Raw genomic sequence first — 17076 nt, forward strand, 5'->3', positions numbered from 1 at the left:
CCGTGCGCCGGTTGCGTATCCAGACCCTGATAATCCCACGAATCAGGCGGGAGTGCGCTTTATCATGCAGCACTCGCTGCGTCCGTCGGTGTCCTTGAAATGAATCTCATCCATGAAACGGCTCATGAGCAGGAGGCCCAGTCCGCCCTTGCGGGGGTGCTTGACGTATTCCTTGGGGTCGGGCAACACCACATCCTCGTCGTGGAGGCCGGTGCCGGTGTTCCAGATGCGGATCTCCAGGGCCTCCTCGCGGAAGCGGAGCTCGATCTCCACCTGGTGGGTGCTCTCGCCCCGGTAGGCGTGGATGATCACGTTGGTGACGGCCTCGTCCACGGCGATGGAGACCTTGGCGGCGGTGGCGTCGTCCATGCCCGCCACCAGCGAAGCCCGCTTGGCCAGGCCCGTGACCAGGTTCAGGTACCGCGTCTGGCTGGGGATGACCAGCCGGAAGCTCTCGGGATCGGGAGCGGCCCGCACTCAGCCCTTCCCGCCCATGGCCTGGAAGGCTTCGGTTTCGGTGGGGAAAACCCGGTAGAGCTGGGTGAACCCGAGGGTGTCGAAGATCGCGAAGACGTTCTCGTGGAGGTTGCAGAGGAGGATGTCCCCGCCGTTGTCCCGGACCGTCTCGATGAGGCCCATGATGGCCCCCAGGCCGGCCGAGCTGATGTAGTTGAGGGCCTGGCAGTCCAGGAGGATGGTGAAACGTCCTTCGGCCACGAGCCTTTCGAGGGCTTCCTCGAACATCCGGACCGTATGGGCGTTGATGAAGCCCTCGGGCCGCATCACCGCGACACCGTCCACCTCGCGCACCTGGATCAAAAGATCGGCCATGCCTGTTCACTCCCTGTTGGGGCCCTGGAATCCTGGGTGAATCCTATCGCCCCGGCGGAATAATTGCCAGCCGGGGGTTGGCCGGGCGGGTTTTGGGGTACCATTGCCTCAAATCGGGAACGACATGGACGAGAATGTGCAGGCCTCTCTGAAGAATCTGCTGCAGCAATGGGTCGACACCCGGCAGCAGGCCCTCCTCGAGCAGGTGATGCTCGCCTGGAGCGACGCCACCGGGCACCTGGCGCCGGACGACGCCCTGGTGGCCTCCATCCTGGCCTCCGTGCCGGTGCCCGAACCCGTGCAGGTGGTGGCTCCCGAACCGCCCCCTGCCGTCCCGGCGACCGACGGGAACCTGGGCGCCGGGCTGGACCTCATGGAGGACGCCCACACCCAGGGCGAGGTGCTCAAGCACCTCCTGGACGCCACCCAGCTCTTCGTGGAGCGCAGCGCCCTTTTCGTCCTCAAGCAGGGCATCGCCACCGTCTACGCCCACCGGGGCTTCGACGGCGAATCCCCCAAAGCCGGCAGCCCGGTGGTCCCCCCCGCGGACCTGGAGGAGCTGCTCGGCGGCCGCGCCCGCCTCGTGGCCGGCCCCGGCCCGGCCTACCAGGCTCTCCTGGCCCCCCTGAGCCGCTTCCAAGCCCGGGACATCCTCATCCTCCCCCTGCGCCTGCGCAGGAAGACCGTGGCGCTGCTCCTCGTGGACAGCGGCCTGCAGGACGCCATCGACCACCCCAGCCACGTGCGGGCCCTGGCGCTCTGCGCCGAGGCGCGCCTGTCCTACCTGGCGGGCGTCAAGGAGGAGGAGCGGTCCGCGCCGGTGGAATCCCACCCCTCCACCCTCACCCAGCGCATCCCGGATGCCATCGCGGAGCCCCAGGGGGCCCTCCTGGACCCCCGCGTGCGCATGAACGCCGAACGCAGCGCCCGGGTGCTGGTGGGCGACATCGAGCTCTACTTCCCCGCCAAGGTCACCCAGGCCCAGCAGGAAGGCAGCCTCTACCCCGTCCTCCGGGACGAGCTGGACCGGAGCCGGGCCTCGTTCGTGGAAAGATACGGCCTGGACCTGGAAAACCAGCACCAGATTTTCTACCAAACGGTTGTCCAGCAGCTATGCGCGGGAGACCCCTCCCGGCTCGGGCCGGCTCCCTGGGGCGCGCACTAGGCCATTCTTCCTGGTGACACGGGGCTCGAATCATGGTAAATCCTTGACCCTTAAACGGGATTGAGGAAGCCATGGCGAATCTTGGAAAGAAATGGACCTGTTTCGGATGCGGAGCGAAGTTCTACGACTTCACGAAACCGGACCCCCTGTGCCCCAAGTGCGGCGCGAACCAGAAGGAGGCGCCGGCCAAGCCCAAGGCCGTCAAGAAGGAAAAGGTTGCGCTGGCCATCGACGATGACTTCATTCCCGAAGGCGACGTGGACCCCGCCACCGAGGACACCCTCGAGGAGAGCCTCGGCATCTCCGGCGCGCGGGCCGAGGGGGTGGACCCCGGCGACCTGCAGATGGACGACTACGACGAATAGGCATGACAAGCCTGCCCGCCTGCCCCGGGATCGACCGCCATGCCCACCTGGAAGGCGGCCTGGATCCCCGGTGGGTGCGGGACCGGGCCCGGGAGCGGGGACTGGCGGCGCCGGCGTCCCTGGAAGCCCTGTGGCGCGGGGAGGCCGTCCCGTTTGAGGGTTTCATCGAGGCCTTCTTCTTCGGCTGCCGGTTCCTGCGCGACGCGGGGGCCGTGCGGGACGCGGTGCGCGCCGCGGCCGCCCGGCTCCCCGGGGACAGCGGCGCGCCCCGGGGCGTGGATCTCTGGGTCTCCCCGCACCTGCTGGTGAAGCAGGCGGCCTTCCTGCGGCTGGACGAGCTGTGGAAAGGCCTCGACGAGGGTATCCGGGAGGCCCGCCGAGCCGGCATCCGCATCGCGGTGATCATCGACGCCGTGAACCACTTCGGCGTGGACCACGGCCACGAGGTGCTGGACCTGGTGCTGCCGGAGCGGCCTTCGTGGGTGGTCGGCTTCTCCACGGGAGGCCTGGAGCGGGTCCCCTTCCGCCACTGGGCCCCGGTGTTCGAGCGGGCCCGCAAGGCGGGCCTGCGCCTGGCGGCCCACGCCGGCGAGAACGGCCCGGGCGGCAACGTCCGCGACGCCATCCTGGACGCCGGGGTCGAGCGCATCGTCCACGGCGTGCGGGCCGCGGCGGACCCTGCCCTGGTGGAACTGCTGGCGGACCGGCGGATCCCCCTGGACGTGTGCCCCACCTCCAACCGCGCCCTGGTGCCGGACCTCGGCGTCCATCCCCTGCCCCGCCTGCTCAAGGCGGGCGTGCGCTGCGCCCTGGGCACCGACGATCCCGGGGTCATCCCCACCGACCTGCCAGGCGAGTGGAAAGCCGCCCAGCACATGGGCCTTTCCGGCCCGGACCTGGAAACGCTGGCCCGGAACGCCCAGGCCGACGCGTGGTGCCTGTCTGCCCCTGCCGATTGAAGCGTGAATTCCCGCCGGATTCATGGCAAAATAGCGGTTTCGTTGTGCGCCCGTAGCTCAGCTGGATAGAGCATCAGGCTTCGAACCTGAGGGTCGGGCGTTCGAGTCGCTCCGGGCGCACCACGAGGAACCTGCAGCAAAGTCTTTGCGAATGTGGCGGAACTGGTAGACGCACTGGATTTAGGTTCCAGCGGTTCACACCGTGCGGGTTCGAGTCCCGCCATTCGCACCACCGCCCGCCCGAAGCACCTCAACCTGTTCCAGGAGCACCCATGCAGTCCAGCCTCACGCACCACACCTCCACCCGGAAGTCCATCGACGTCACGGTCCCGGCCGCCGAGGTCAACGAGGAGTTCGGCAAGGTCCTCGCCAAGATCGCCCCGAAGGTCAAGGTGCCCGGCTTCCGTCCCGGCAAGGCCCCCAAGGACGTGCTCATGAAGCGCTACGAGCGCGAGATCCAGTCCGAGGTCGCGGAGAACCTCGTCACCCGCCACTTCATGGCCGCCGCCGCGCAGGCCGGCGCCACCCCCATCTCCCGGCCCGCCCTGGAGAAGATCGAGCTGAAGGAGGGCGCCGAGGGTGTCTTCCGCGCCCAGTTCGACGTGGCCCCCGAGGTCGCCCTGCCCGGCTACAAGGGCCTGAGCGTCACCAAGAAGAAGCGCGCCATCGACGAGGAGGCCATCGCCGAGCATCTGGAGTCCCTGCGCCAGCAGCACGCCAAGTTCATCCCCGTGGAAGAGACCCCCGCCGCCATCGGCCACTACGCCACCCTGGACATCAAGGTCAAGCCCCAGGGCATGAAGCCCGTGAGCTACACCGACCAGGTCATCCAGCTGGCCGAGGGCCGTCCCTTCGACGCCGAGATCCTCGGCATGAAGACCGACGAGACGAAGAAGTTCTCCATCACCATCCCCGCCGAGGACGCCAACCGCGCCATGGCCGGCAAGTCCGTGGCCTACGAGGCCACCCTCAAGGACCTGCGCGCCCGGGAGATCCCCGAGCTGGGCGACGACTTCGCCAAGGACCTGGGCGCCCACGAGAGCCTCGAGGACCTGAAGGCCTTCGTGAAGAAGGACCTGGAAGAGGCCGCCGAGCGCGACGCCGTGGCCCGCCTCCACTCCACCCTCCTCGACACCCTGCTGGACGCCGCCCCCTTCGAGGTGCCCTCCTCCATGGTGAGCCTCCAGCTCGACGACTATTGCCAGGAGTTCGCCGAGATGGCCGCGCGCCAGGGCGTGGACCCCAAGAACATCAACTGGGCCGGCTACCGCCAGAGCCGCATGCAGGACGCCGAGCGCGCCGTGCGCTCCGGCTACCTCCTGCAGGCCATCGGCAACGCCGAGGACCTCCAGGTCACCGACGAGGAGATCGACGCCGAGATCCGCGCCATCATGGAAGAGCACAAGGTGCCCCAGCCCTTCGAGGCCTTCAAGGCCAGCCTCGAGAAGCGCGGCTCCACCACCGAGATCAAGGGCCGGGTGCGCACCGACAAGATCTTCCAGATGATGGTGGCTGCGGCCACCGTCACCGAGGAGCTGCTGGACAAGGACGCCTTCGCGGCCCTGGTCGAGCTGGAGCGCCGCCGCGAGGCGGGCATCCCCGCGGCCCGTTTCGACGCGGGCGGCCTCGAGGGCGGCGAGCTGGAGCACCAGGAGGGCGGGTCCCCCGATTCCGTCCAGCCCGCCGAGACCGAGCACGTCCACGGCCCCGACTGCGGCCACGACCACAAGTAGGCCTTCCCGCCTCCGCTGAAGGGCGCCTCCGGGCGCCCTTCGCGCGTTTTGGAGTAGGATCATGGCATGAGACCACGCATCGGCATCGTCACCATCTCCGACCGCGCCAGCAAGGGCGTCTACGAGGACCTGGGCGGCCCCGCCATCCGGGACACCCTCAAGGCCTACCTCACCACCGAGTGGGAGGAAAGCTACCACGTCATCCCCGACGAGCAGCCCGTCATCGAGGCCACCCTCAAGGCCCTGTGCGACGACGAGGGCTGCTGCCTGGTGCTCACCACGGGCGGCACGGGGCCCTCGCCCAGGGACGTGACGCCCGAGGCCACCCGGGCCGTGTGCCCCCGCATCCTGGACGGCTTCGGGGAGCGCATGCGCGCCGTTTCCCTGCAGTACGTCCCCACCGCCATCCTTAGCCGGCAGATGGCCGGCCTGCGGGGCGCCAGCCTCGTGGTGAACCTCCCGGGCCGGCCCAAGTCCATCCGGGAGTGCCTGGACGCGGTCTTCCCCGCCATCCCCTACTGCATCGAGCTCGCCGGAGGCCCGATCCTGGAGACGGACCCCGCCGTCCTCAAGGCCTTCCGTCCCGCCCGCTGAGGAGCCCCCCATGACCCAGTCCTACGCCACCCACCGCCGTCTGGATCCCGGGTACCACTACTGGGGTTTCGGGCTGCTGGTCGTCTGCATCGTCCTGGCCGCCTACGGCGCCATCCGCGGCCACGCCGGGGCCTTCACCCAGCTCGTGCTCCTGGCCTTCCTCGGCATCCTGTTCCTCAAGACGCGGATCTACGCCCTGCGGGTGCAGGACCGGGTCATCCGCCTGGAGGAGACGCTGCGCATGAAGGCCCTGCTGCCCGAGGCCATGCAGGCCCAGATCGCCCGCCTGAAGCCCGGCCAGTTCGTCGCCCTGCGCTTCGCCTCGGACGCCGAGCTGGAGACCCGCGTCAAGGAGGCCCTGGCGGAGGAGCTGGGCGGCGAGGCCATCAAGAAGCGCATCCAGGAATGGCGCCCCGACGAATTCCGGGTGTGACGCCGGAAGCTCCGGGATTCCCCCACGCGCCTGCCCATCAACGCGGGAGCCGCCCTCAGTGGCGCCTGTGGAGCCCCACGATCCACTGGACCACCTCCTCCAGGCTCATTCCCCCGGAGTCCAGCTCCACCGCGTCCCCGGCCTTCCTGAGGGGAGCGACGGCCCGGGTGGAGTCCGCCAGGTCCCGGCGCTGGATGTCCGCCGCCACCTCCGCCAGGGGCTGGGGCGTCCCCTTGGCCTCCAGCTCCAGCGCCCGGCGGCGGGCCCGCACCTCCACGCTGGCCGTGAGGAACACCTTGCAGCACGCGTCCGGGAACACCACCGTCCCGATGTCCCGCCCGTCCACCACCCAGCCCCCCGAGCCCGCGATGGCCCGCTGCTGGTCCACCAGCACCTCCCGCACCCGTCCGTCCGCGGACACCGGCGTGACCATGCGGCTCACCTCCGGCGAGCGGATCGCGTCGCTGACGTCCTCGTCCCCCAGGAACTCCCGGGTTCCCCGCTGCTGGATGCGAAGCCCCGCCAGGGCCCGCTCCAGCCCCTCCCGGTCCTCCAGCCCCACCCCCGCGCGCCGCAGCGCCAGGGCCGTGGCCCGGTACATGGCCCCGGTATCCAGGTACTGCCACCCCAGGGCCTGGGCCACGGCCTTGGCCGTGGTGGACTTGCCGACCCCTGAGGGGCCGTCGAGGGCGATGACGGGGAGCTTGGCCATGGAGTCCTTCCGGGTGAGTCAAGATGTCCAGTTTGACTCACTTCCCGGGGTTTGGCTCGGGGGCGTTGTTGCCGGCCCCGCTCCGGTCCAACCCTTGGGCGACCTGAAGTCCCAGATACGTCACGAATGGTTCGAAATCCCTGTCGCGGTGCCTGGAGCGGATCCGGGTGCGAACTCTGGCATGTTGCCCAACCCATGGAAGAGCAAAATCCGCATAGGAACGCGGATTATCAAACAGGCAGTCTTTATCCTGCCTTTTCCCTAAAATCCAATTTATCCCTGTTCCGGCAGGGCCAGCGCCAGGATGGGTCGGCGTTGACATGCAACGTGACTCGACCCATGCCATCGCTGGCCCTACTGGAACGGGGCTGAATAGGATGGCCAGGAAAAACAAGGATCAAAAGGAGCAAAAGCCATTGCCTTGTCTGATATTTAAGGACACAGTAGTGCTAGTTCAAACGTATCCCATCAGCCGGGTATCCAACGCTGATGATAATTGGGTTAATGCAATTTTTGCTTTTCCTCGGCGATCCTCGGTTTCCTCGGCGCCTCGGCGTTAAAATTTTCCTAGGTTATGCCGACGCAAAGATTACTCGCGCCGCGGCAACCGGCAAAAAACCTAACGCCGAGGCGCCGAGGGGACCGAGGATCGCCGAGGAAAAGCCCAAAATCCTTTTGCAGATCAGCACTTTCGGATGGACGGGGGTGGCTGAGGGGATACGTTCAAACATTCAGGGGACCCATCCCTGGAGCGCTAGAGAGCATGGGTCTCACCGACCAATATAGGTGTATAAAAATCGAATCAAGACCCGTGCCCCCTAAAAATTCCGGCCGCCCAGGGCATGGGCGGCCGGAACTTCTGAAGGGTGCCTCCCCCTTCCATTACCCGCCTACTCGATGACGCAGAGCACCTGCCGCATCTCCACGTTGTCGCCCTGCTTGACGTTCATCTGGCGGATGACGCCGGCGGCTTTGGCCTGGAGCTCGTTCTGCATCTTCATGGCCTCCAGGACGAGGATGACCTCGCCGGCCTCCACCCGGTCCCCTTCCTTCTTGAGGATCTTGATGATGAGGCCGGGCATGATGGCCACCAGGGCCCCGGCTTCGGCGGCGGCGTTGGAGCTGGCGGCGCGCCGTCCCCGGGCCTGGGGGGGTTCCTCCAGGCCCTCGGCGGAGACCGTGTAGGAGATGCCGTCCACCTCGGCCACCCCGGCGCCGAGCTTGACGGTGTGGGGGGTGCCGGCGATGAGTATCTGGTTCTCCTTGGTGGCCAGGGAAAATTCCACGCCGTTGACCACCATGAGTCCTTCGCGGCGCTCCACGTCGTAGGCGTTGCCTTCCAGGGTCAGCTTGAATTTGGTCGGCATCGGATCACCATCCCCTCTGAGCGCCGGTCCTGCCGGCCATCTTCCACATGGAGCCGGCCCGCACGGGCCCGGCGGCGGGCTTGGCGGCCTTGGCGTCGGTCTGCGCGAACAGCGCGGCGGCGATGGCCGCGGCCACCTCCTCCTTGCCGCCCAGGCCCTGGCGGCGGCGCGCCAGGAAGGGCTTGGCGATCTGGGGGAAGAGGGCGTAGGAGCAGATGTCCTCGTCGCTCTCCGCCAGGTCCCCGATCTCCTTCTTCGCCGCCTCCCAGCCGGGCTCGAGCAGCTCCGCGGGCCGGCAGGTGATGGGCTTCTCGCTGCCGATGGCCAGCTTCTGGATGTCGGGGTCCATGGGCGCGGGGGGCTTGCCGTAGCAGCCGCGGAAGTACTGCTTCACCTCCTCGGGGATCACCTTGTAGCGCTCGCCCAGGACCACGTTGAGGGTGGCCTGGGTGCCCACGATCTGGCTGGAGGGGGTCACCAGGGGCGGATAGCCCATCTCCTTGCGCACCTTGGGGATCTCGTCCAGGACCTCGTAGTACTTGTCCATGGCGCCCTGGGAGCGGAGCTGGCCCACCAGGTTGCTGAGCATGCCGCCCGGCACCTGGAACTGCAGGACGTTGACGTCCACCGCGGCCACGCCGGCCTCGAAGCTCGCGTACTTCTTGCGGATCTTCTCCATGCGGCGGGAGATGTCGGCGAGCCTGGCCAGGTCCAGCCCCGTGTCCCGCGGCTGGCCCTTGAGGGCGGCGACGATGGTCTCCGTGGGGGGCTGGGAGGTGGACATGGACATCGACGAGATGGCGGTGTCCACCACGTCCACGCCGGCTTCCGCCGCCTTGATGAGCGCGGCCGTGCCGAAGCCGGAGGTGTAGTGGGTGTGCAGCTGCACCGGAAGGCCCACCTCCTCCTTGAGCGCCTTGACGAGGTCATAGGCGATGTAGGGGGTGATCAGGCCGGCCATGTCCTTGAGGGCGATGGAATCGGCGCCCATGGACTTGAGGTCCCGGCCCATCTGCACGAAGGCCTTGTCCGTGTGGAAGGGGCTGATGGTGTATGAGATGGTCCCCTGCACGTGGCCCCCGGCGGCCTTGGCGAACCGCATGGCGGGTTCCATGTTGCGCAGGTCGTTCAGGGCGTCGAAGATGCGGAAGACGTCGATGCCGTTCTTCCTCGCCAGCCGGATGAAGTGCTCGAGGATGTCGTCGGGGTAGTGCTTGTAGCCGACGACGTTCTGGCCGCGCAGCAGCATCTGCAGGCGGGTCCTCGGCAGGGCCTTCCTGAGCGCCCGCAGGCGCTCCCAGGGATCCTCGCCCAGGAAGCGGATGGCGGAGTCGAAGGTGGCGCCGCCCCACACTTCCAGGGACCAGTAGCCGATCTCGTCCAGGGCCTCGCAAAGGGGAAGCATGTCCTCGGTTCGCATGCGCGTGGCCAGGAGGCTCTGGTGCGCGTCCCGAAGGAGGGTTTCGCAGATCATCAAGGGTGTGGCTGCCATGTCCGCTACTCCACTTCAGAGGGATGGGGGAACATTTCCTTGGGCTTCACCATGAGCACCAGCGCCCCCTCCAGGGATTCGGAGGAGTGGGTGGTGTAGGCCCGGACCACGGTGCTCTCGCCCTTGCGCAGGCGGATGGGGGCCGCGTTCTTGAACCGGATGGTGATCTCCCCCTGGAGCACCAGGTAGAGCTCGTCCTGGATGTGCCGGTGGAAGGGATACACGTCCTTGAAGTTCATGACGTAGGCGGCGTGGTCGTTGACCTGGCCGAGCTCGAGGTGGCTGTAGGGCGTGGTGAGATGCTTCGCGAGTTCCTTGATGCTGGTCTTGTTGCCCATCTCTCACCTCACAAAGGCATGGTGCTGTGCTTGCGCGGGGGATTGGTGTCGCGCTTGTTCTGGGAGATCTTCAGGGCCTCGATGAGGCGGGCGCGGGTGTCGGCGGGGTCGATCACGTCGTCCAGGTAGCCCCGGCCGGCGGCCACGAAGGGGTTGGCGAACTTGTCCTTGTAGAGCTCGATGAGCTCGGCGCGCTTGGCCGCGGGATCCCCGGCCTCGGAGATCTCCTTGCGGAAGATGATGTTCACGGCGCCGTCGGGGCCCATGACGGCGATCTCGCCCGTGGGCCAGGAGACGTTGTAGTCGCCCCGGATGTGCTTGGAGCTCATCACGTCGTAGGCGCCGCCGTAGGCCTTGCGGGTGATGACGGTGAGCTTGGGGACGGTGGCCTCGCAGTAGGCGTAGAGCAGCTTGGCGCCGTGGAGGATGATGCCGCGGTGCTCCTGGTCGACGCCGGGCATGAAGCCGGGGACGTCCTCGAAGGTGATGATGGGGATGTTGAAGGCGTCGCAGAACCTGACGAACCGGGCGCCCTTCACGGAGGCGTCGATGTCCAGGACCCCGGCGAGCACCAGCGGCTGGTTGGCCACGATGCCCACGGTGTGCCCGTCCATGCGGGCGAAGCCCACGATGATGTTGCCGGCGAAGGTCGCGTGGACCTCCAGGAACTCGCCGTTGTCGACCACGTGGCCGATGACTTCGTGCATGTCGTAGGCCTTGCGCGGATCGTCGGGGACGATGGTGTTGAGGGCCTCCTCCCGGCGGTTGGGATCGTCGCCGGTTTCGACCCTTGGCGCGTCCTCCATGTTGTTGGACGGGAGATAGGAGAGGAGGTTGCGCAGGCTGGCGAGGGCGTCCTTCTCGTCCTCGGCTACGAAGTGGGCCACTCCGCTCTTCGTGGAGTGGATGACGGCTCCGCCCAGGTCGTCCATGGAGACGTCCTCGTGGGTGACGGTCTTCACCACGTCGGGTCCCGTGATGAACATGTGGCTGGTCTTCTTGACCATCATGATGAAGTCGGTGAGGGCGGGGCTGTAGACGGCGCCCCCGGCGCAGGGGCCGAGGATGGCGCTGATCTGGGGAACGACGCCCGAGGCCAGGGTGTTGCGCAGGAAGATGTCGGCGTAGGCCCCGAGGCTCACGACGCCCTCCTGGATCCGGGCGCCCCCGCTGTCGTTCAGGCCCACGACGGGCACGCCGTTCTTCACGGCCAGGTCCATCACCTTGCAGATCTTCTCGGCGTGCACCTCGCCCAGGCTGCCGCCCAGGACGGTGAAGTCCTGGCTGAAGACGTAGACGGGACGGCCTTCCACCTGGCCCCAACCGGTGACGACGCTGTCGCCCAGGAAGGTCTTCTTGTCCATCTGGAAGTCGTGGGTGCGGTGGGCGACGAAGGCGTCCAGCTCCCGGAAGGTGCCCTTGTCGAGGAAGGTCTCCACCCGCTCGCGGGCGGTCATCTTGCCCTTGGCGTGCTGGGCGTCGATGCGGTCCTGGCCGCCCCCGAGCAGCGCCTCCCTGCGGAGCTTCTCGAGCATCTCCTTCTTTGCCTTGGTATCCATCCGCGTCCTCCAAGCATCCGGTAAAGTGGGGGCAGAGCCGCGCCATCTGCAGGCGTGGGCTCCACCTGAACTCGACTTGCCCTCGATCCGCCTATTGTAGAGGCAGGCGAAATCCGGAAGCCTGGAAAAAACAGGTGAATCCTCGCTCTTGGATCGAATGGCCCGCCGCCTCTATTTTTTGGCATAAGATCATTAATTCTAATTTTTAAGATTATAGGTCACGCGCCTGCGCTTGGGGCCGGGACCGGACCCCGCTGCAATTGGTGATGAAAGGCACAAACCGGGGCTCAAACCCGCTGCAGGTAGTGTTCTACCGTGTACCGGAGGTCGGGGTCCATGTCCTTGACCTCGCGCTTCATCCACGCGAGGTAGTCCTTGGGAACCTGGGCCCAGGGCACGCCCCGGTGCTTGCTGCCGAACTGGCAGGTCTCCAGGAGGCTGGGGGCCTCGGCCCAGGCGATGAGATCCTGGACCGTCTCCACGCCGGGCTGGGGATGCTCCTGGAGCCAGGCCAGTTCCCGGAGGAGAAGCCGGCTGGTCACCAGCGCGTCCGCAAGGGCCTCGTGGGCCGGCAGGCCCTCCGCCTCGACCACCTCCAGTTGGAGGAAGTACCGGAGGTATTGATTGGAATAACGGCCGAGCTTCGGCCAGAGCTTGCGGGCCAGGCGCATGGTGCAAAGGACCGGGCGTCCCGCCCTGGGCAGGAAACCGAAATCGAAGGCGGCGTTGTGGGCCGCGTAGGCGTCGAAATCGCCCTTCTGGAAGACGGGCAGCACCTCGCCCAGGGCGGGGGCGCCTGCCACGTGCCGGTCCACGATGTGGTGGATGGCCGAGGCCTCCGGGGGGATGGGGATGCCCGGGTCCACCAGGAAGCTTTCCCGGCGGAGGATGCCCTCCCCGGTCCGGACCCAGACCCCGGCCACGGACACGACCCTGTCGGCGGACGGGCTGAGACCTGTGGTCTCGGTGTCCACCACCAGATAGGTCAAATCGGCAAAGCTCATAGGGATCTCCCAAGCCATTCAGGCAGAGATGCCGGTCCGGCGCAACGATCCCCGGGCGGGCGGAAGGGGGGGAATGCCCAGGTTTGGGTTGAACAATTAGTGAATGGTCCTAAAGTCGAAGTGCTTCGACCTGCCCCAAACCCGGCCATGAAAGTGCTATGAGCCCCAGAACCCTCCACAAGACCCAGGCGCGCTGCTGGTCCGGCGCCAAGGCCCTGGCCGAGGCCAGGGAGGAGCACCGCCAGGCCCTCCGGAAGGTGGCCCACGACCTGCGGAACCCGCTCAACAGCATCCTCCTCATGGCCCAGCTCCTGGAGGAGACGGGCGGCTCGCCCGAAGCCGCCAGGATCGCCAGGCGCATCCAGAAGCAGTGTTCGGAAATGAACGAACTGGTGGACAAAGCCCTGGAAAGAGTCCCTGATTAGTCATCCAATTAGAGGGTGCCCGGCCTCGGGCATCATGGTATTCATGAGTATCCGCCTGGCATAGGAGTTTGGACCGTGAGTCATCCCTACACCCACTACGTTGAGGAATACGTCAAGCTGCAGGAGGAGGCCCGCACCATGCCCCTGGGCGACCTGGCTCCCGCCCATGCGCCCAGGCTCATGGACAACGCTCCCCGGGTGCTGGTCTTCGCTCCCCATCCCGACGACGAGTCCATCACCGGAGCCCTGACCCTGCGCCTTCGCCGCGAGCTCAACTACCGCGTCTGCGTGGTGGCCGTGACCCAGGGCAGCCGGGTGGACCGGCAGGAAGCCCGTCTCCAGGAGATGTACGGAGCCTGCCACTTCCTGGGCTTCGAGCTCATCACCACCCGGCAGAACGGCCTCGCCAGCGTCAACCCCAAGACCCGGGGCGGCAACCCCGACGGCTGGGCCACCTCGGTGGAGACCATCGCCCAGATCATCTCCTACCACCGCCCCTCCTTCATCGTGATCCCCCACGACCAGGACTGGAACAGCACCCACCTGGGCACCCACCACCTGGTGGTGGACGCCCTCAAGACCCTCGGACCGGCCTTCAAGTGCCGCATCGTCGAGACCGAGTACTGGCATCCCATGGCGGATCCCAACCTCATGATCCAGTCCACCCCCGGGGAAGTGGCGGACCTGGTGGCGGCCACGTCCTTCCACAAGGGCGAAGTTGTCCGCAACCCCTACCACCTCACCCTGCCCTCCTGGATGTCCGACAACGTCCGCCGGGGCGGCGAGATCGTGGGCGGCCAGGGCGAGGCCACGCCGGTCTGGAACTTCGCCTCCCTCTACCGCGTGCGGGACTGGGTGCGGGGCGGCTTCGAGACCTGCCTCAAGGCCGGGCGCATCATCCCCACCGGCGGCGACCTCGCGGCCGTGTTCAAGATCCAGTAGCAAGATTCGGATTGTGACCTCCCTCCGGAAGCCCGAAGCTGGGGTCCGGAGGGGGTTTTCATGTCCGAGAGCGATTTCGCGCGGTGCGCCAGGGCCATCCGGTTCCTCTGCGAGAGCGTCCAGGAGCAGCCCCGCCTGGCCGAGGTGGCCGCCCGGGCCGGGGTGAGCGAGTTCCACTTCCAGCGGATGTTCCAGCAGTGGGCGGGCATCAGCCCCAAGCGGTTCCTCCAGTACCTGACCCTCCAGGAGGCCAAGGGGCTCCTCATGGAATCCCGCTCCCTGCTGGAGGCCAGCCTGGAGCTGGGGCTGTCCAGCCCCAGCCGCCTCCACGACCTGTTCCTGTCGCTGGAGTGCATGACGCCTGGGCAGTTCAAGGAGCGGGCCCGGGGCGTCCAGGTGGGCTGGACGGTCGTGCCCACGCCTTTCGGACCGGCCCTCCTGGCGGCCCTGGACGGACGCCTCTGCGGCCTTTCCTTCCTGGAGGGGGAGGACCCCGGCCCCGCGCTGGAGGAGCTGCGGGCCCGGTGGCCCCTGGCGGAATTCCGGCGCGAGGAGCTCGCTCCCCTGGCGGAGGCCCTGGGCGCGCGCTTCCGGGGCGAGCCGGGTCGGCCCCTCTCCCTGATGCTCCAGGGCTCTCCCTTCCAGCTCCGGGTGTGGGAGGCCCTGCTGGCCATTCCGGAGGGCCGGGTGCTTTCCTACGGCGACCTGGCCCGCACCCTGGGCGAGCCCGGCGCAAGCCGGGCGGTGGGGGCTGCCGTGGGCAGGAACCCCATCGCCTGGCTCATTCCGTGCCACCGCATCATCCAGGGCTCGGGGGCCCTCGGGGGCTACCACTGGGGCGCCGGGAGGAAGCGGGTGATCCTCGCGCTGGAAAGGGCGCGGATCAGCGCGTGAGGGTGAGGGTGTAGCCGGCCGTGGTGGAGTAGGCCCGCTTGTAGCCGTTCACGAGGATGTAGTAGTTGACCGCGCTGGCGCCGGTGTTCTTGTAGGTGACGGACTCCGTGGACGAGCTGCCCGTGCTGCTGGCCAGCTTCGTGCCGGAGGCGTTGTACAGGTAGAGGTCGTAGTCCTTGGCGGGGCCGGTCATGTTGACGGTGAGCGTGGCGCCGGGGTTGACCGCGACCTTGAAGTAGTCGGCGTCGGTGGTCGTGCCCACGAAGCCCGTGATCTTCGTGACGGCGTTGCCCACGGCGTTGGCGGTGGCGATGGTGCCGTTGCTCTCCACCTCGGCGTAGGTGGCCGAGCCGGAGGCGACGGTCACGGTTGCGGAGGCGGACTTGCTGGTGTCGGCGGTGGAGGTGGCCGTCACGGTGTAGGTGCCGACGGTGGCGGGGGCCGTGTAGAGGCCGGCCGTCGTCACCGTTCCGCCCGTGCAGGTCCAGGTCACGGTGGTGGTGCTGCTGCCGCTCACGGCCGCGGTGAACTGCTGGGTCGCGCCGGGGGCCAGGGTGGCCGACCCGGGCGTCAGGACGACCGAGACGCCCGTGGAGGCCAGGGCGCCCACGTTGATGGCGCCGAAGGCGTTCTGCACGGCGGCATACTCGGCGCCGGCGGCGCCGTAGAGGTCCGAGGCCGCATTGAGCGCGGCGGTGCGGGCCGCCGCATAGTTGGTGCTGGAGGTCATGTAGGATGTGAGGGCCTTGTACCAGATGCGGATGGCCTTCTCGGGGCCGATGCCGCTGAAGCCCGAGGGGGCGTAGGAGCTGTAGTAGTTGCTCGTGCTGGTGGCGCTGGCGCCCTGGCTCAGGAAGAAGAACATGCGGTTCGCGGGGCCCGAGCTGTAGTGCACGTCGAGGTTCTTGACCGTGGAGGACCAGGCGTTGGGGCTGGCGCCGTCCAGGCTGGGCTTGTACATGTAGCGCAGGGGGGTGGAGGAGAGCTGCTCGCCCACGGTCCAGCAGCCGTCGGTGTTGGCCACCGTGGCGGGCATGGAGAAGCCGTTGCGGGCGTAGAGCTCGACCATGTTGCCGAACATGTCGGAGTTGGCCTCGTTCAGGCCGCCGGACTCGCCGGAGTAGGTGAGGTTCGCTGTTGCGGCGCACACGCCGTGGCTCATCTCGTGGCCGGCCACGTCGGGGGCCTCGAGGCTCTTGAAGGAGCTGCCGTCGCCGTACGTCATGCAGAAGCACGTGTCGTCCCAGAAGGCGTTGTCGTAGCTCTTGCTGTAGTGCACGCGGCTGTAGGTGGCCTTGCCGGCCCCGTCGATGCCGTTGCGGCCCAGCAGGTTCTTGTAGAAGTCGTAGGTGATCCCCACGCCGTAGTGGGCGTCCACCGCCGCGGTCTGGCCCGTGGCGCCGGTGGTGGAGGTGGTCGAGCCGGTGTAGTTCGTGCCGTCGCCCCAGGCGTTGTCGGCGTCGGTGTAGAGGGTGCCGGTGCCGCTGGTGGCGTGGTTCAGGTTGTAGGTGGCGATGTTCATGCCGCGGACGGTGTCCTTGAGTTCGTAGGAGGCGCCGTTGAGGTTCGTGTTCAGGGACACGGTGCCGCTGAACTGGGACTGGCCCGAACCGACGGCGGCGGTGGTGTGAAGGTCGTCCCAGGCGTCCAGGATCGCGCCGGTGTGGGCGTCCACGAGGTAGTCGGTGTCCTTCGTCTCGCCCTCGTTGCGAAGCGAGGTGTGCACGTGGTAGGCCAGGACGTGGCGGAGGACCTGCTCCTCGAAGTCCTCGGCGTTGGCGGCCCGGGCGCGGCCCGCCTTGGCGGCGAGCGCCTTGACGGGGTAGACCACCAGCCTGGCGGTGGGGGCCTCGGCGTAGGCGCCGGCAGGGGCGAGATGCCCGTGGGCCACGGCCACGGCCTCGGCCGGAGCGAGGTTGGGCTGGACGTTGATGGCGATGTGGCGCACCAGATGGTCGGTGATGGGGCGCTGGAGCCCGGAGGCCTCGGTGTGGGTGATCGCCATGCCGCCGAACACCGGGATGCCCTGGTAGTGCTGCTGGAAGCGCGCATGGGTCCGGCCCGCCTCGTCCTTGATGGCGTTGCGCTGGGAGAAGGTGTGCTGTCCGTCGAGTCCCAGGGCGCCGCGCAGGTCCGTCAGGTGGCTGAGCGGGGTCACCTGGCCGAAAGCCGGGGCGACGACCAGGGCGAGGGTGAGGAGGGTGAAGGTACGACGGCTCGAGGCCATACGGTGCTCCCTTGCGGATGGGTTGGAAGGATCCAG

18 protein-coding genes and 2 tRNA genes are annotated in these 17076 nt (G+C 67.7%); 11 read left to right on the plus strand and 9 right to left on the minus strand.

Annotation, left to right across the window (positions count from 1 at the left end):
- Positions 1 to 42 precede the first annotated feature (42 nt).
- Together RAH40_RS08205 and RAH40_RS08210 are read right to left on the minus strand one after the other, a co-directional pair.
- Positions 43 to 477: an ATP-binding protein gene (locus RAH40_RS08205; RefSeq protein ID WP_306601607.1), complete on the minus strand. Its 435-nt coding sequence runs from the start codon at positions 475 to 477 to the stop codon at positions 43 to 45.
- Positions 478 to 831 (minus strand): STAS domain-containing protein, encoded by a 354-nt coding sequence (locus tag RAH40_RS08210; RefSeq protein WP_306601608.1) that lies wholly within the window; start codon positions 829 to 831, stop codon positions 478 to 480.
- A 124-nt stretch (positions 832 to 955) separates the two neighbouring features.
- Here RAH40_RS08210 and RAH40_RS08215 point away from each other — a divergent pair, with 124 nt between their 5' ends.
- From RAH40_RS08215 to RAH40_RS08250, 8 genes are all read left to right on the plus strand, one after another.
- On the plus strand, positions 956 to 1996 hold the full coding sequence (locus RAH40_RS08215) for a hypothetical protein (RefSeq protein ID WP_306601609.1): 1041 nt from the start codon (positions 956 to 958) through the stop codon (positions 1994 to 1996).
- Positions 1997 to 2067: 71 nt separating this feature from the next.
- A complete protein-coding gene (locus tag RAH40_RS08220; RefSeq protein WP_306601610.1) occupies positions 2068 to 2361 on the plus strand; it encodes an FYDLN acid domain-containing protein in 294 nt (97 codons plus the stop codon).
- Between the two features lie 2 nt (positions 2362 to 2363).
- Positions 2364 to 3320, plus strand: coding sequence for a hypothetical protein (locus RAH40_RS08225; protein WP_306601611.1), 957 nt, complete (start codon positions 2364 to 2366; stop codon positions 3318 to 3320).
- A gap of 46 nt (positions 3321 to 3366) precedes the next feature.
- Positions 3367 to 3443 (plus strand) — tRNA-Arg (locus tag RAH40_RS08230).
- Between the two features lie 24 nt (positions 3444 to 3467).
- Positions 3468 to 3552, plus strand: a tRNA-Leu gene (locus RAH40_RS08235).
- A 40-nt stretch (positions 3553 to 3592) separates the two neighbouring features.
- Positions 3593 to 5053, plus strand: a complete 1461-nt coding sequence (gene tig, locus RAH40_RS08240; protein WP_306601612.1) for a trigger factor — start codon at positions 3593 to 3595, stop codon at positions 5051 to 5053.
- A 66-nt stretch (positions 5054 to 5119) separates the two neighbouring features.
- Positions 5120 to 5647, plus strand: coding sequence for a molybdopterin adenylyltransferase (gene mog / locus RAH40_RS08245; RefSeq protein ID WP_306601613.1), 528 nt, complete (start codon positions 5120 to 5122; stop codon positions 5645 to 5647).
- A gap of 10 nt (positions 5648 to 5657) precedes the next feature.
- A complete protein-coding gene (locus RAH40_RS08250) occupies positions 5658 to 6080 on the plus strand; it encodes a DUF6526 family protein (protein ID WP_306601614.1) in 423 nt (140 codons plus the stop codon).
- Between the two features lie 55 nt (positions 6081 to 6135).
- On the opposite strand, the gene cmk is transcribed toward RAH40_RS08250, so the two are convergent.
- From cmk to RAH40_RS08280, 6 genes are all read right to left on the minus strand, one after another.
- Positions 6136 to 6792, minus strand: a complete 657-nt coding sequence (gene cmk, locus RAH40_RS08255; RefSeq protein WP_306601615.1) for a (d)CMP kinase — start codon at positions 6790 to 6792, stop codon at positions 6136 to 6138.
- An 890-nt stretch (positions 6793 to 7682) separates the two neighbouring features.
- Positions 7683 to 8159, minus strand: a complete 477-nt coding sequence (locus RAH40_RS08260; RefSeq protein WP_306601616.1) for a biotin/lipoyl-containing protein — start codon at positions 8157 to 8159, stop codon at positions 7683 to 7685.
- Positions 8160 to 8163: 4 nt separating this feature from the next.
- A complete protein-coding gene (locus RAH40_RS08265) occupies positions 8164 to 9651 on the minus strand; it encodes a pyruvate carboxylase subunit B (RefSeq protein ID WP_306601617.1) in 1488 nt (495 codons plus the stop codon).
- A gap of 5 nt (positions 9652 to 9656) precedes the next feature.
- Positions 9657 to 9989, minus strand: coding sequence for a cupin domain-containing protein (locus RAH40_RS08270; RefSeq protein ID WP_306601618.1), 333 nt, complete (start codon positions 9987 to 9989; stop codon positions 9657 to 9659).
- Positions 9990 to 9997: 8 nt separating this feature from the next.
- Positions 9998 to 11548 (minus strand): acyl-CoA carboxylase subunit beta, encoded by a 1551-nt coding sequence (locus RAH40_RS08275; RefSeq protein ID WP_306601619.1) that lies wholly within the window; start codon positions 11546 to 11548, stop codon positions 9998 to 10000.
- A gap of 287 nt (positions 11549 to 11835) precedes the next feature.
- Entirely contained in the window at positions 11836 to 12552 is a 717-nt protein-coding gene (locus tag RAH40_RS08280; RefSeq protein WP_306601620.1) for an exonuclease domain-containing protein, read from the minus strand.
- 158 nt (positions 12553 to 12710) lie between these two features.
- On the opposite strand from RAH40_RS08280, the gene RAH40_RS08285 reads away from it, so the two are divergent.
- The 3 genes from RAH40_RS08285 (at position 12711) to RAH40_RS08295 (ending at position 14813) form a co-directional block, all read left to right on the plus strand.
- Complete coding sequence (locus RAH40_RS08285) at positions 12711 to 12977, plus strand: HAMP domain-containing sensor histidine kinase (protein ID WP_306601621.1); 267 nt, start codon at positions 12711 to 12713, stop codon at positions 12975 to 12977.
- 75 nt (positions 12978 to 13052) lie between these two features.
- The gene (locus tag RAH40_RS08290) at positions 13053 to 13919 is read left to right on the plus strand and encodes a PIG-L deacetylase family protein (RefSeq protein WP_306601622.1); all 867 of its coding nucleotides are present in this window, start codon (positions 13053 to 13055) and stop codon (positions 13917 to 13919) included.
- Positions 13920 to 13979: 60 nt separating this feature from the next.
- Positions 13980 to 14813, plus strand: a complete 834-nt coding sequence (locus tag RAH40_RS08295; protein ID WP_306601623.1) for a bifunctional helix-turn-helix domain-containing protein/methylated-DNA--[protein]-cysteine S-methyltransferase — start codon at positions 13980 to 13982, stop codon at positions 14811 to 14813.
- On the opposite strand, the gene RAH40_RS08300 is transcribed toward RAH40_RS08295, so the two are convergent.
- Positions 14803 to 17040 (minus strand): M4 family metallopeptidase, encoded by a 2238-nt coding sequence (locus RAH40_RS08300; protein ID WP_306601624.1) that lies wholly within the window; start codon positions 17038 to 17040, stop codon positions 14803 to 14805. The genes RAH40_RS08295 and RAH40_RS08300 overlap by 11 nt on opposite strands.
- Between the last annotated feature and the right edge of the window lie 36 nt (positions 17041 to 17076).

The organism is Geothrix sp. 21YS21S-2, assembly GCF_030846775.1.
GTDB lineage: Bacteria > Acidobacteriota > Holophagae > Holophagales > Holophagaceae > Mesoterricola.